The following is a 13,850-nucleotide window of genomic DNA, read 5'->3' on the forward strand; positions in this document are numbered from 1 at the left end:
AGGGAAACGGTAATGATTGAAGGCTGCCTGGGTATGGCAGAGCTTTGCAAGTTAAGAAAAACCCGAAAGGAGCGCCAGTGTCTTGCACTAACCCGGCTAAAAACCTGTCTTGGGGAGTTGGTTTACAGATCCAGTTTCTGCAGTTTCCCAAACTCCAGACTGGCAATAAGCGAGGCCAGCTCTTCCTCTTTGCTCTCCAGACCGTACCGGTCCAGGTTTTTCAAAGGACGATCGGCCCGGAAATAAGCAATCAGCACGAAATTCTCATCGCGCAGCTGAATGTAATCCGGAATCTTGGCCTTGCCCTTTACTTTAATGATGTACACTCCTATTCAATTAAGAATTAGGAATTGAGAATTAGGAATTAAAAACTGATGAACAGATTCTTAATTCCTGATTCTCAATTCTCAATTGATTACAGGTTGGCTTTCTTGTGGTCTGCCAGGAATTTGGCCAGGCCGCTATCGGTGAGTGGGTGGTTCAACAGACCGGTGATCACGTTCAATGGGCAGGTTACCACATCGGCTCCAATCTCAGCACATTGTACCAGGTGCATTACGTGGCGCACAGAAGCCGCCAATACCTCGGTTGGGTAACCGTAGTTCTGGTAAATCTGCACGATCTGCTCAATCAGACCTAAGCCATCGGTGGAGATATCGTCTAAACGACCCACGAACGGAGAAACGTACGTGGCACCGGCTTTGGCAGCCAATAACGCCTGACCCGCCGAGAACACCAGCGTACAGTTGGTCTTGATGCCTTTATCTGTGAAATATTTGATGGCCTTAACGCCGTCTTTGATCATGGGCACTTTCACCACAATGTTAGGGTGCAGCTGGGCCAGCTCCTCTCCTTCTTTCACCATGGTTTGGAAATCGGTGGCAATCACCTCGGCGCTGATGTCTCCGTCCACAATCTCGCAGATGTCACGGTAGTGCTTCATGACATTGTCATAGCCTACAATGCCTTCTTTGGCCATGAGCGATGGGTTGGTGGTTACGCCATCCAACACGCCTAGATCATGGGCTTCGCGGATTTCGTTCAGATTAGCGGTGTCAATGAAAAATTTCATAGCAGATATGGTTTGGGATTACAAATCTAGTTCAATCCGGCAGAAAACCGAGGCGGCCGGAAAAGTATTTTAAAGCCTTGGCCGAATTGCTTCTCAAACGCAATTACCCCGCCGGAGTTGTTCTATTTTGAGGTTTTAAGCGGCAACTGAAAAAGAATATCCCAAAAGCCTAAACAGGGCAAGTAAAGAAAGTAACGCGACCGGTTTCAGACCTGTTTTGAGCAAAACAGGCTTAGAACATGGTAACGAAAAGTGCTTTAAAGCAGAAGGGGGAATTTGAAGAACGGCGGAGAACCGTTGGGGTATGGGCAAAAAAAAGTGGCAAACCGAGTATCGCGCCGCTCAACCACCTACCCTTGCTCCCTTCCGGGCCTGGGGGAGTTCAGTAGGAGCTGGCCGTACCGATTTGCCGTTACAAAGATACGAAGGCTTTTATTCACCGCAAGTGGTTTCTGCTTTATTTTTATAAAAACCAACCAAAATCACCGGAGAGTGCTTATAGTCAGGGAGAATAATTTTGCGACAGGTCATTGCCCGCAACATCGGATCTGGGCATCAGACTTCAAACACATGCCTTTCTATTCTGATGTTCCATGAAAGCACAAGGCACAAAAAAACCGTTTCCGGGCTGTTTAGGTGAAATTAGCCCGGAAACGGTTTCAGAAGTTATTAAGTAGAAGCTTTAAGCCTATTCGGCTTTGTGGCTTTTCACGTTCTCAAAGGTGATGTTCACGTTACGGCTGGAACCGCTGTTTTTCAGGACATTTCCGGCCCGGTTAGGGAAAGAATACTCCGGCACGTAGTACTCCAGGCTCAGTTTCAGGTTAGAAATGGAGCCGTTCAGCACTTTGGTGGCGGCATCGTACTGCAGAGCAGCCGAACCATCCAGCACCGTCACGTAACCCGGCGACATGGCCCCGCTGCCATCGGCAAAGTTCTGGCCGTTTTGTATCCCCACCTCATCGGCGTCTTTCAAAGAAAGCGTGGCGGGCAGATTCTGCAAGGTGCGGTTCTTGAAGTGCAATGATACCCAGGAGCGGGTCTTTACAGAAGAGGTATCTTTGAAATAAAGCGTAACGCCCTGGTTCTCCTCAATGAAATAGGCCTCCATTTTGTCCTGGGCGTTCACCTTGTAGGTTTTGCCTCTCAGGTTCTCATACGCGTCTGGGTACGAGTTCTGAAAAGCTGGATCCACTTTAATGCTGTCTACCAAAGAAAAGGTGGTATGCGTAGGCCCGGCCAGCGGCGTAGGCTCCGAGGTGTCTGAATCCGATTCACAGGCTACCAGCAGGGAGGCGGTCACCAGCACTCCTAAAGCGGCCCGTAACGGAAGAAGTAGAGTTTTGAACATACAATATTTTAACTGAAGGTTAGTTTCTGTTTTACTGGTCTGGCCTCTTCCTGCCAAAATTGGCAAGGTTAGGCTGGCCATTACTTTGCAAAACTCAGCTGCAAAATGCGTGCCTCGTTTTTGGTTTCGTAAAATAGATACTTTTTTTGAACTCCTTTTCAAAAATTACCGGTGAAACGGACAAAAGTATTATTCAACTTTCAACAAAGACAGGCGCCTGCCGCTTCTCCCCTACTCCCTGCAAATTCATTTTCATGTTTTAAAACGGGCGCGTACCTTTGCACATGCCAGAAAAAATTCTCATTCTCGATTTCGGGTCTCAGTACACTCAGCTGATTGCCCGTCGCGTCCGCGAGCTTAACGTTTACTGCGAAATCCACCCGTTTAACAAGATTCCTGAACTCACCCCAGATACCAGGGGCGTGATTCTGTCGGGCAGCCCTTGCTCGGTGCGGGATGCAGATTATCCAAATCCTGATTTGACGCCGTTTTTAGGAAATCTGCCCGTTTTGGGCGTTTGCTACGGTGCGCAGCTAATGGCGCAGGAAGGCGGCGGCGAGGTGATTGCCTCTACCATCAGAGAATACGGCCGGGCCAAGCTGAACCACGTAGATCAGCATAACCGCTTGTTCAAAGAACTCACTATTGACTCACAGGTGTGGATGAGCCACGGCGATACCATCAAGCGAATCCCAGACAATTTTGAGATCATCGCCAGCACAGAATCTGTGCAGGTGGCCGCCTATAAAGTAAAAGACCAGGAAACCTACGGCATCCAGTTCCACCCAGAGGTAACGCACTCCACTGAGGGCAAGCGCCTGCTCCGCAACTTTGTGGTGCATATCTGCGGCTGCTCCCAGGACTGGACCCCAGACCAATTCATAGAATCTACCGTAGCCGAGCTGCGCGAGCAGATTGGCAATGACAAAGTAATCCTGGGCCTTTCCGGCGGCGTGGATTCCTCGGTAGCGGCCATGCTCATTCACCAGGCCATCGGGCAAAACCTGTACTGCATCTTCGTAGACAACGGTTTGCTGCGCAAGAACGAGTTTGAAGACGTGCTGCACTCCTACAAAGACATGGGCCTGAACGTGAAAGGCGTTGATGCCAAGAACCAGTTCTACGCGGCCCTGGAAGGACTCACCGACCCAGAAGCCAAGCGCAAAGCCATCGGCCGCGTGTTTATTGAGGTATTTGATCAGGAATCGCACCAGGTAGAAGACGCCAAGTGGCTGGGCCAGGGCACCATTTACCCAGACGTGATTGAGTCGGTATCGGTGAAAGGCCCTTCTGCAACCATCAAATCGCACCACAACGTGGGCGGTCTGCCAGATTTCATGAAACTGAAAGTGGTAGAGCCGCTCAAGACCCTGTTTAAAGACGAGGTACGGTTGGTAGGTAAAACCCTGGGCATCTCTGAGAACATCATCGGTCGCCACCCGTTCCCGGGTCCGGGCTTGGCTATCCGTATTCTGGGCTCCATCACACCTGAGAAAGTAGCCATTCTGCAGGAAGTAGACCACATCTTTATTTCCTCTTTGAAGAAAACCGGCCTTTACGACCAGGTATGGCAAGCCGGTGCCATGCTGTTGCCTATCCAGAGCGTGGGCGTAATGGGCGATGAGCGTACTTACGAGCGCGTGGTGGCCCTGCGGGCCGTAACCAGCGTAGACGGCATGACCGCCGACTGGTGCCATTTGCCGTATGAGTTCCTGGCCGATGTCTCCAACGAGATCATCAACAAAGTGCGCGGGGTAAACCGCGTAGTCTACGACATCAGCTCTAAACCACCAGCCACTATTGAGTGGGAATAGTGTTTTAAGGCTAGTTTTTAGAATTCAATGAAAAAACAGATAGTACTTGCCGTTGCCGGATTTGCGTTAAGCTGGAACGTTCAGGCCCAGACCAATGCTGACCTGAATACCCGCCTGCAGAACGGCCGGATTTTGGTGGATCAGCAGAAGTATGAACTGGCCTTGGCCGAACTGATGCCGCTCACCGCTGCGGCTACCGGGAAGAGCTACGCGCCAGACGCGGCTTTCCTGTACAGCGTGGCGGCCGCCAGACAGAAGAAGTGGGCCGAGGCCGACAAGATGCTCACCCAACTCACCTCTGAGCATGCCAACTGGGGCGGCTTAGCCGATGCGCAATACCTGCACGGGCAAGTACTGTTTGAAAAGAAAGAATACCTGCGGGCGCTGAAAGCCCTGGAACCTATCCAGGATGCCTCCCTGCGGAACGACGTGGCCTCCATGAAGCGGCATTACATGATGCTGCTCACCGATAAAGCCACGTTCCAGTACCTCATGCGCCAGTTTCCGCAGGACGCTACCCTGGCCAAAACCTACGCCGATAAACTGGCCGGCGGCTGGTTCACGGAGCAGGATCGCCCGCAACTGGAAGCTTTGGTCCGTCAGTTCAACCTGGATCTTGGTTATCTGCAGCGTACCGCCGCCGTCCGGAAAGAGGAATACAACGTAGCGGTTCTCCTGCCCTTCAACATCTCTGATGCCGGGGTGCGGGTAGACAAAAAGAACCTGTTCATCACCGATTTCTACGCCGGCATGGTCGCCGCTCAGGACTCGCTGCAGAAGCAGGGCGTGCGGGTGAACGTTTTCCCGTACGATACCAAGAACGATACCGCCCAGATCAGGAAAGTGATGCAGTTGCCGGACCTGGGAACTATGGACCTGGTAGTAGGGCCTATCTACAAAAACAACAGCGCCTACGCCGCCAAAATTGCCCAGCAGCGTACCCTCAACATGGTGAATCCTTTCTCTGATGACCTAGAGGTCACCAAGGGAAACCCGTTCCTGTACCTCATGGAGACTACGGTGGCCACTCAGGGGCAGCGCGCGGCGGCTTATGCGTACCATACCTTTCCTAAGAAAACGGCGGTGATCATCTTTGACAGCGAGAAAGACGATACCACCTATGCCGGAAACTTCCGGCGCACCTACACTGCCTTAGGCGGGAAAGTGGTCTCTTTTCAGAAAATCAACTCAAAAACAACCGGTAGCCTGAACACTGCGCTGAACAGTGTTAACCTCAGGGATTTGGGAGTTTTGGTGGTACAGTCCTCGGCTCCGGCCGTAGCAACGGGCACCGTGGGGTTCCTGGAACAGAAGGCTTCCAAAGTACCGGTGATTGTCTCCCAGAAATGGCTGGAAGTACCCCAGATCAGTTTCTCCCAATTCGATTTTCTGGAGATGTACTTCACGGCTCCTAAATACATTGACCAGGAGAACCCAGCCCTGCAGGAGTTTAAAAGAGCCTACACCAGGCGCTATAACCTTCCTCCGTCCACGTTTACCTATGCTGGTTTTGAGCTGATGAACTACTATGGCCGTAGGCTGCAGGAGAACGGTTACGCCGCGCCTCCCAGGTTAGGAGACGTACAACCGGGTGTGTTTTACCAAGGGGTTGGCTATTCTACTTCTACCGGGAAACAGGCACAGGACAACCAATACCTGCCCATCATCAAGATAGAAAACGGAAGACTTTTAGTGGTTAACCCGGTACTTTAATTTATTGATTGGATAGAGATTGAATGATGGATTGACTAGTCTTTTCCATTTTTCATTCTCTCATTCACTCCTTCACTCAATCACTCATTAAATTATGTCACTGACCCATACAACCAGCCAAGAACTCTTTCAGCGTGCCCAGCAATTCATTCCGGGTGGGGTAAACTCACCGGTGCGGGCGTTCAGAGCGGTAGGCGGACAACCTCTTTTCTTGAAATCGGCGAAGGGTGCTTTCCTCTTTGACGAGGATGGCAACCAGTATATTGATTTGATCAATTCCTGGGGCCCTATGATTCTGGGCCACGCCCACGAAACCATTGAAAAAGCCGTGCGCGATGCCTTGCCAGGTTCCCTTTCCTTTGGCGCGCCTACCCGCCGCGAGATTGAGATGGCCGAGCTCATCATCAGCATGATCCCCAGCGTGGAGAAAGTGCGCATGGTGAACTCCGGCACGGAGGCTACCATGTCAGCCATCCGGGTAGCCAGAGGCTATACCGGCCGCGACAAGATCATCAAGTTTGAGGGCTGCTACCACGGCCACGGCGATTCTTTCCTGATTGCCGCCGGCAGCGGAGCCGTTACCCTGGGCGTGCCAGACAGCCCCGGCGTGACCAAAGGTGTTGCCAATGATACCTTAACGGCCCCTTACAATGACCTGGCCGCGGTGCAAACCCTGATAGATGCCAATCCGGCGCAGATTGCCGCTATCATCCTGGAACCAGTGGTGGGGAACATGGGCCTGGTGCCACCCGCCGAAGGTTTCCTGCAAGGACTGCGTGACCTGTGCACCAAAGAAGGCATTGTGCTTATTTTTGACGAGGTAATGACTGGTTTCCGTTTGGCCAAAGGCGGTGCCCAGGAGCTTTTTGGGGTGATGCCAGACATGACCACGCTCGGGAAAATCATTGGCGGCGGCATGCCGGTGGGTGCCTACGGCGGAAAGCAGGAAATCATGAACTCGGTGGCTCCGGCTGGCCCCGTGTACCAGGCAGGAACGCTGTCCGGGAACCCGATTGCCATGTCGGCGGGGTTGGCGGCTTTGACCTACCTGAACGAGCACCCCGAGCTGTACACCCACTTACAGCACATCACGGATAAACTGGTGAACGGCACCAAGCAGAACATGCAGCAACTGGGCCTGAACTACACCATCAACCAGGTAGGCTCCATGTTCAGCCTGTTCTTCACCGAAGAACCCGTAACGGATTTCGCCTCGGCGAAAACTTCTTCTTTGCAGACCTTCGGGCGGTATTTCCACGAGATGCTGCAGCGCGGGATCTATCTGGCTCCTTCGCAGTTTGAAACGCTGTTTGTGTCGGCGGCTATCACCGAGGACTTAGCTGATCAGTACCTGACTGCTAACCTGGAAGCTTTGAGAGCAACCCACGCCTAATACGTAACCCATAAAAGCAGAAGCGGCACCTGAGGTATTCAGGTGCCGCTTCTGTTTTTATGCTTCAACGTAGTTTTCTTTCTTCTTTCTAAGACGGTAGAAATTTAGAAGCACCTCAAATACAACCGAGGTTGAGGAGCCAATCAAAAAGAGCATCACGATGTTTTCTTTTACAATGAAGGGCATTTGAAAGAAGTCAGTCATGGCACAAAGTAACAGCACCACACTTAGCAGCCAGGCTGTCACGACCACTAAAACATTCTTCTCGGTAGGATGACTTACAAAGGTTCTTCGGTTCTTCTGCATAGTCAAAGTGTTTGGATTCCTTTCCTTCACCAAGTTATTCATTTTTGGTCCAGATCCAAAAGCGCTGGAAACAGCTGGCCTGAGATATCTTCTCCCCTTGATGATCTTATCACTGACAACCACTCGGGATGATAACACCAATAAATGAGATGTAAATTCAGGTGTCGCTTCCACTATGAACAATCCTTTGTTTATCCCTCGTGCTTGGCTCTGAGATAGTTCAGGTACACTCCTACCACTACAAGGCTGGAGGTGAACATCAGAAACAAAAAGCCAGCATTGCTTCGGCTAATGATGCGCTGCTCAAACACCTGGGTCATGGCCAGGATCATCAACCCCATGGCCATCAGCCAAACGATGGTGATGAGGAGCACATGTTTCTTTGTGGGACGATAGAGCCAGTTTCTGGTTGAATTTGCCATATTTGAAGAAATCTTAAGGTAGCCCGTGGCTCGGTTTACAAATAACAAATACCGTTTTACGTAAGTCACTGCATTAGATAAAGGAACATGTGTAAATAATTCTCGTCATAGAAGGAGAATTATGCCTCCAGATTAAGACACATAAGATGCCGAGAAATTGGTATCGCTTTTTAAAAATAAGATTACCAGCGGTATAGGGTACATGTAGTCTCAGGCTTATACCGGCAATTTCCACCACAACCCACTTGTGCATGACCTCCTTTTTTGAACTGAAGAAAAACAACACTACCGTACAGACCGAGATTATTGCGGGTATCTCTTCCTTTCTGGCTACCTCGTACATCATAGTGGTTAACCCCAGCATACTAAGCCAGGCCGGCATGCCCTTCTCGGCGGTGCTCACGGCCACGGTGCTGGTGTGCTTCTTCAGCAGCCTTATGATGGGCCTGTATGCCAAAAACCCTATTCTGGTGGCGCCTGGCATGGGCCTGAATGCCTTCTTCACGTTTACGGCGGTGCTGGGCATGAAAGTGCCCTGGCCGGTGGCTTTGGGAGCGGTATTCTGGTCGGGGATTGTGTTCCTGCTGCTATCGGCGTTCAATGTGAGAACGTACATCATTAAGGCTATTCCGCGGCCGCTCCGGTACGCCATTGCGGCGGGTATCGGGTTGTTTATCTCGCTCATCGGGTTTTCCAATGCCAAGTTTGTGGCTCCTAATCCGGCTACTATCATTGGTATGGGAGCGCTCACCCCGGCGGTACTCACGTTCATTGCGGGTTTGCTGGTGACGGCCGTATTGGTCACCAAACAGGTACGCGGCGGTATTTTGCTGGGCATCCTGTTCACCACCTTGGCCGCCTATCCTATTGGCCGGTGGTGGGGACTGGAAGCCACTGGTGGCGCACCCGGCACATTGGTCAACTGGCAGGGCATTTTCTCGGCCCCTGATTTCAGCCTGTTTTTCCAATTAGACCTCGTAAACTCCCTGCAATGGTCGGTGGTGCCGGTGATCTTCGCGTTTGTCTTCACCGATATGTTTGACAGCCTTTCCACTTTGGTGGGCCTAGCCGAGGCCGCCAACCTGCTGGATGAACGCGGCGAGCCCCGTAACGTGAAACGCTCCCTCATGGTAGATGCCTTTGCCACCACCATGGCCGGTTTGGTGGGCTCCAGCCCCGGCACGGCCTATATTGAATCGGCGGTGGGCATTGAGGCAGGCGGTCGCACCGGACTCACAGCGGTGGTGGGCGGATTGCTGTTTCTGCCGTTCCTGTTTCTGGCTCCGCTTTTATCGGTGGTGCCGGCTATTGCCACTGCTCCGGCTGTGGTGCTGGTGGGCGTGTTCATGGTGCGTCCGGTGACTAAAATCAACTGGGGGCAATTGGACGAAGCCATTCCGGCTTTCCTGGCCATGGTGCTCATCCCCTTCTCCTACTCCATCACGCAGGGTATCATCTGGGGCTTTCTCTCCTGGACAGCCCTGAAACTGATCAGCGGCAAAAAACAGGATGTCACCTGGCCTTTGCTCATTGTAGACGTTTTCTGCATCATTGCTCTGATCTTGCATTGATTTGCTGTTTTAAGCCCTTTTTCAGGAAAACAGCTCTAAAACAGATTTCAGTACTTCCCTTTCTTTTCACTAATAACCATCCCTTCGCTCATGGCCCACCAAGACCACACCGGCAAATTCAGCATTGACATCAAGGTGACCGAAGCAGATATTGACGCTTTGGGGCACGTGAATAACGTGGTGTATCTGCGCTGGGTGCAGGAGGTATCTGCAGCCCATTGGGTCCACGTGGCTCCGCAAGAGATGCAGGAGAAGTTTCTATGGGTGGTGCTTCGGCACGAGATCGACTTCCACAAACCCGCTTTCGCCGGGGAAACGGTGACAGGCTATACCTGGGTAGGCAATTACCAGGGGGCCAAATTTGAGCGGTTCGTGAGTTTGTACCGGGCCGGAACCGAGGAACTCTTGGCCTCCGCCAAAACCACCTGGTGCCTGCTGGATGCCCAAACCATGCGACCCAAACGAATTGATAAGGAGATGTTGGAATTGCTTTAGAAGGAAACTCAAATTTAATAACCCGTGCTGTTTTTGCTTTCAGTCTACATGCGTTCTTAATTGACACGAGTTGGAAGAGTTTGTAAATAACCGAACCATAAGAATTGTCAGATACGACACAGAACGAAACTGGTCTGATTTGCTTCCCGACAAAGATTGGGTTTGTTTGCTATTGGTAAAGGGAAAGCCAAAGACGTACATTGATGAAGTAATTTCAAAAATCATCCTCCATAATGTAGGGTGGCTCTGTACTGTTGGCGACGAAGCAGAATGGGTGCATGATTATGTAGACGAGGAAATCTCTTACAGGAATGCCGAGGTGGAAGATCTTTACTTACCCCCGCACTTGTTAATAACTACCTGGCACCAAGATTTACAAGAGGCAATTTGGTATTCTTTATTCATGGCCAATTCTGATAAAGTAGACCTAAAAGAGGTGATAATCCTGGACATTTCTGGCGAACTAGACATACCAACAGTAAAGACGTACCTTGAGAAATTAAAAATGAAAGAATCAGGCGATAAGTAAAATAAACGCCGGTCTAACTTCTAATACTTTTTAATGGCAGGACAGATTAAATAAAGGATGGGGTTTAAAGATAATTTACTGAAACTTGCTAGAGCATTGGCCTTCAAGCCTGATGAATTTGATGCGTTTGGTATCTATGAATGGCCCGCCATCATGAAGCGGGTTGAGAAAGAATTCATCATCAAAATAAATTCAAACACTCAATTCAACCAATGGCGGGAGAACCTCAAAAGCCCACAACTGGGTCTTGCTTTAGAAAACCCCATCGCTCCTCTCAGCCTGCTAATTGACAGGAATGAAAAAGTCTGGTTTGTTGCGTGCGATTCTTACCGTGATCCTACCAAGCTTTGGCTTTTTCAAGGTTACATTGAACCTATTCAGCGGCTGCTAGAATCCCATTACAGGTTTGAATTTTATGTAATTTCTAAAAAGTATGAATGGCTGCTTTGCGCTGACCACCTTAATAACTTAATTGGGCTTGGAACCATCATCCCTAAAATCCAGCAGCAGGGAATAAGAAACTTTCAGTACTAAATAAGTGGATCACAGAATGAGAGCAAAAGGCCGTTTGCCGCTTAGACAAGGCTGATGTACAATATCAATGATGATAGATAGGAACACAGGTCATCTTACTTTTAGCCTTGATAAAGTCGTTACCCAGACAACTACACTGGCAGATCTCAAAGGTTTTGCTTTTGGCGAGATGCAGGAAGAAAGGAACTTACTTAATGGTTGGATTCACTTCGTCGTCAAAAACGTGGAAATGTCTGGAAAATATCTCAACATAACATTCTTCTTTCACCAGGAAGCACTAAATTCTGTCACGTTTATAATCAACAATTCTCCTTTTGATTTAGAGAGCGGCTGGGGCACTTGGAATGAAAAAGAAGAAAGGGAAAAAGTAATTTTTTTTACCCAATGGCTTGAAGAACAGGTTGGTCCTGCCAGAAACTTTACGTGGGGGCATATCTGGGCAGCTTATGATCCTTTAAGCGGTGGAAGTTCAATAGGTATAAGGTACAAATAGGTAATACAATAATTAAGAATATCTATCAGAATTCGGTATCAATTCTTCACTTCACAGGGATATTTCCCCAATCAAGGTGATTTCTTGCTCTTTTATAAAACATAGATGAAAAAGGAAAAAAGCAGGTGGTTGAAGCAGCCAATAATCTCCATAACTGCACTCACAATATTGCTTTCATTTGTTAAATCAATAGCGTTTGGGCAAGTTTCTTTACCGAAGGTTTTCAGTGATCACATGGTTCTGCAAAGAGGAACTGATATTCCGGTTTGGGGAATAGCGAGGGCCGGGGAACAGATTTCGGTGGAGTTTGGCGGAAACAGGGTGAAAACAGTTGCCGGGCAAGACGGGAAGTGGAAGCTGCGCCTGCCCCAAATGCCAGCCGGAGGACCGTACACAATGAACGTGTACGAAGGCAGCCAAACCCAGCCGATGAAAACCTTTAAAGACGTGCTCCTTGGCGATGTCTGGTTGGCCTCGGGCCAATCTAACATGGAATGGCAGGTACAGCAATCCATGAATGCCCGGGAGGAAATAAAGAAGGCGAACTATCCTGCCATCCGGATGTTCAATGTTCCGCATGATAAAAGGACCCAGGCGCAGTCTGATGTGATGGGCGGCTCCTGGCAAGCCTTGGACTCGGTGACGGTGAAAACGGCTTCGGCGGTGGCGTATTTTTTTGCCAGAGAGATACATGCCGAGCTGAATGTACCCATCGGCATTCTGCAGGCTACCTGGGGTGGCACTCCGGTGGAGGCCTGGACAAGCCGCGACCAATTGCTCTCCTCCCCCATCACCCGTAACAAAGTACTGCAGAACGATACCGTCACAGTTAACCATTTCATCAAAGACAGCCTGGACCTGGTTCGGTTCTGGGAAATCGTGTACAAGCCCCACAATAAAACCGAGAAGACCATCCCCAACCCCAGGCTCAATGATGCAAAGTGGCCGGAACTCACCATGCCCGCCACCCTCAAAGACCTGAACATGCCCGGCTACGAAGGAATGGTCTGGCTGCGAAAAAACGTGGACTTGCCCGCTCCTATGGCTGGCAAAGAGTTGACGCTGCACCTGGGGCACCCTGAGATGAATTACACCTTGTACTTCAACGGGCAAGAAATAGCCAAAAATGTCTGGAATGCCAGCCCCACGCACCACTACCGTATTCCGGCCAAATTGGTAAAACAGGGCAAAAACGTACTGGCCGTGCGAATGGCGTTTCTGTGGGGAGGCGGTGGCTTTAATCCCCCGGCCGAGGAAATGTACCTTACCTATGGCACCTCTAAGATTAGCCTGGCGGGTTCCTGGAAATTCAGAAAAGACCTGGAGCCCACCATCCCTACCATCAAGAATTACCACCAGTATCCTACTTACCTCTACAATGCCATGATCAACCCCATTGTCTCCTATGGGATCAAAGGGTTTCTTTGGTACCAGGGCGAAAATAACGTGGACGCGCCGTACGATTACCGCACGTTGTTTCCCCTGATGATCAATGATTGGCGCATCCGGTGGCAGCAGGGCTATTTGCCGTTCCTGTACGTACAGCTGGCCAATTACCTGAAAACCCAGCCAGAGCCGTCGGAAAGTAATTGGGCAGCCCTCCGCGAAGCCCAGACCCTGGCTTTGGCCCAGCCAAACACCGGCATGGCTTGCATCATTGACATTGGCGAAGCCGATAACATTCACCCTCAGAACAAGCAAGAAGTAGGCAGAAGACTGGCCTTGGTGGCAAAAAAACAGGTGTACCAAAAGCCGGTGCAGGCTTCCGGCCCCATGTACCAGGGACATGAGATTACGGGTGATCAGATCACTATCCGTTTCTCTGAAACTGGAACAAGCCTGGCTACCAAAGGCGGTGGTCCACTTAAAGGATTTGCCGTTGCCGGGAATGACCACAAGTTCTACTGGGCAGATGCCAGGATTGATGGAAACAAAGTACTGGTGAGCTCAGGGAAAGTGAGGAACCCGGTGGCAGTTCGCTACGCCTGGGCAGACAACCCGGATTGCAACCTCGTCAATCAGGAAGGCCTGCCGGCTGTTCCGTTCCGCACCGATGACTGGAAGCTGGAACAAGTGAAATAAAGATTCCATCTCCCTTTCAGAACTGCTCCTTTCAGGTCAAAGAATTGCTAAAGGAGTGTTATGTCTGGCTCCATG

At 50.4% G+C, this 13,850-nt stretch carries 14 protein-coding genes and 1 other RNA gene; 9 read left to right on the plus strand and 6 right to left on the minus strand.

Annotated features, from left to right (window positions below; genetic code table 11):
- Positions 1-122: 122 nt before the first annotated feature.
- From JT719_RS03920 to JT719_RS03935, 4 genes are all read right to left on the minus strand, one after another.
- Complete coding sequence (locus JT719_RS03920) at positions 123-326, minus strand: fructose-6-phosphate aldolase (protein WP_205503283.1); 204 nt, start codon at positions 324-326, stop codon at positions 123-125.
- 89 nt (positions 327-415) lie between these two features.
- Positions 416-1,072 carry a fructose-6-phosphate aldolase gene (gene fsa / locus JT719_RS03925; RefSeq protein ID WP_207431195.1) on the minus strand — a complete coding sequence of 219 codons (657 nt, stop codon included), beginning with the start codon at positions 1,070-1,072 and terminating at the stop codon, positions 416-418.
- Positions 1,073-1,386: 314 nt separating this feature from the next.
- Positions 1,387-1,486, minus strand: an RNA gene (ffs, locus tag JT719_RS03930) — signal recognition particle sRNA small type.
- Positions 1,487-1,760: 274 nt separating this feature from the next.
- Positions 1,761-2,423, minus strand: a complete 663-nt coding sequence (locus tag JT719_RS03935; protein WP_207431196.1) for a hypothetical protein — start codon at positions 2,421-2,423, stop codon at positions 1,761-1,763.
- A gap of 284 nt (positions 2,424-2,707) precedes the next feature.
- Here JT719_RS03935 and guaA point away from each other — a divergent pair, with 284 nt between their 5' ends.
- The 3 genes from guaA (at position 2,708) to hemL (ending at position 7,343) form a co-directional block, all read left to right on the plus strand.
- Complete coding sequence (gene guaA / locus JT719_RS03940) at positions 2,708-4,237, plus strand: glutamine-hydrolyzing GMP synthase (protein ID WP_207431197.1); 1,530 nt, start codon at positions 2,708-2,710, stop codon at positions 4,235-4,237.
- Between the two features lie 27 nt (positions 4,238-4,264).
- On the plus strand, positions 4,265-5,950 hold the full coding sequence (locus tag JT719_RS03945) for an ABC transporter substrate-binding protein (protein WP_207431198.1): 1,686 nt from the start codon (positions 4,265-4,267) through the stop codon (positions 5,948-5,950).
- Positions 5,951-6,044: 94 nt separating this feature from the next.
- Positions 6,045-7,343 (plus strand): glutamate-1-semialdehyde 2,1-aminomutase, encoded by a 1,299-nt coding sequence (gene hemL, locus JT719_RS03950; protein WP_207431199.1) that lies wholly within the window; start codon positions 6,045-6,047, stop codon positions 7,341-7,343.
- A 57-nt stretch (positions 7,344-7,400) separates the two neighbouring features.
- Here hemL and JT719_RS03955 read toward each other — a convergent pair whose 3' ends face one another.
- Together JT719_RS03955 and JT719_RS03960 are read right to left on the minus strand one after the other, a co-directional pair.
- Positions 7,401-7,823, minus strand: coding sequence for a hypothetical protein (locus tag JT719_RS03955; RefSeq protein ID WP_207431200.1), 423 nt, complete (start codon positions 7,821-7,823; stop codon positions 7,401-7,403).
- 17 nt (positions 7,824-7,840) lie between these two features.
- Positions 7,841-8,071, minus strand: coding sequence for a hypothetical protein (locus tag JT719_RS03960; RefSeq protein ID WP_207431201.1), 231 nt, complete (start codon positions 8,069-8,071; stop codon positions 7,841-7,843).
- A 251-nt stretch (positions 8,072-8,322) separates the two neighbouring features.
- On the opposite strand from JT719_RS03960, the gene JT719_RS03965 reads away from it, so the two are divergent.
- The 6 genes from JT719_RS03965 (at position 8,323) to JT719_RS03990 (ending at position 13,775) form a co-directional block, all read left to right on the plus strand.
- Entirely contained in the window at positions 8,323-9,642 is a 1,320-nt protein-coding gene (locus JT719_RS03965) for an NCS2 family permease (protein ID WP_207431202.1), read from the plus strand.
- Between the two features lie 90 nt (positions 9,643-9,732).
- Entirely contained in the window at positions 9,733-10,137 is a 405-nt protein-coding gene (locus JT719_RS03970) for a thioesterase family protein (RefSeq protein WP_207431203.1), read from the plus strand.
- Between the two features lie 139 nt (positions 10,138-10,276).
- Positions 10,277-10,666 (plus strand): DUF7684 family protein, encoded by a 390-nt coding sequence (locus tag JT719_RS03975; RefSeq protein WP_207431204.1) that lies wholly within the window; start codon positions 10,277-10,279, stop codon positions 10,664-10,666.
- A gap of 57 nt (positions 10,667-10,723) precedes the next feature.
- Complete coding sequence (locus tag JT719_RS03980; RefSeq protein WP_207431205.1) at positions 10,724-11,200, plus strand: DUF6756 family protein; 477 nt, start codon at positions 10,724-10,726, stop codon at positions 11,198-11,200.
- A 67-nt stretch (positions 11,201-11,267) separates the two neighbouring features.
- Positions 11,268-11,693, plus strand: coding sequence for a hypothetical protein (locus JT719_RS03985; RefSeq protein WP_207431206.1), 426 nt, complete (start codon positions 11,268-11,270; stop codon positions 11,691-11,693).
- 234 nt (positions 11,694-11,927) lie between these two features.
- A complete protein-coding gene (locus JT719_RS03990; RefSeq protein WP_207431207.1) occupies positions 11,928-13,775 on the plus strand; it encodes a sialate O-acetylesterase in 1,848 nt (615 codons plus the stop codon).
- The last annotated feature ends 75 nt before the right edge of the window (positions 13,776-13,850 follow it).

This window comes from Sabulibacter ruber, from assembly GCF_017355955.1.
Taxonomy (GTDB): domain Bacteria; phylum Bacteroidota; class Bacteroidia; order Cytophagales; family Hymenobacteraceae; genus Nibribacter; species Nibribacter ruber_A.

What these genes read in the sequence shown, in the direction of transcription:
- guaA (WP_207431197.1), top strand. Translation starts at nt 2,708, where the DNA reads ATGCCAGAAAAAATTCTCATTCTCGATTTCGGGTCTCAGTACACTCAG.
- JT719_RS03990 (WP_207431207.1), top strand. Translation starts at nt 11,928, where the DNA reads ATGGTTCTGCAAAGAGGAACTGATATTCCGGTTTGGGGAATAGCGAGG.
- JT719_RS03985 (WP_207431206.1), top strand. Translation starts at nt 11,268, where the DNA reads ATGATGATAGATAGGAACACAGGTCATCTTACTTTTAGCCTTGATAAA.
- JT719_RS03960 (WP_207431201.1), bottom strand. Translation starts at nt 8,071, where the DNA reads ATGGCAAATTCAACCAGAAACTGGCTCTATCGTCCCACAAAGAAACAT.
- JT719_RS03935 (WP_207431196.1), bottom strand. Translation starts at nt 2,423, where the DNA reads ATGTTCAAAACTCTACTTCTTCCGTTACGGGCCGCTTTAGGAGTGCTG.
- fsa (WP_207431195.1), bottom strand. Translation starts at nt 1,072, where the DNA reads ATGAAATTTTTCATTGACACCGCTAATCTGAACGAAATCCGCGAAGCC.
- JT719_RS03945 (WP_207431198.1), top strand. Translation starts at nt 4,265, where the DNA reads ATGAAAAAACAGATAGTACTTGCCGTTGCCGGATTTGCGTTAAGCTGG.
- JT719_RS03980 (WP_207431205.1), top strand. Translation starts at nt 10,724, where the DNA reads ATGGGGTTTAAAGATAATTTACTGAAACTTGCTAGAGCATTGGCCTTC.
- hemL (WP_207431199.1), top strand. Translation starts at nt 6,045, where the DNA reads ATGTCACTGACCCATACAACCAGCCAAGAACTCTTTCAGCGTGCCCAG.
- JT719_RS03970 (WP_207431203.1), top strand. Translation starts at nt 9,733, where the DNA reads ATGGCCCACCAAGACCACACCGGCAAATTCAGCATTGACATCAAGGTG.
- JT719_RS03965 (WP_207431202.1), top strand. Translation starts at nt 8,323, where the DNA reads ATGACCTCCTTTTTTGAACTGAAGAAAAACAACACTACCGTACAGACC.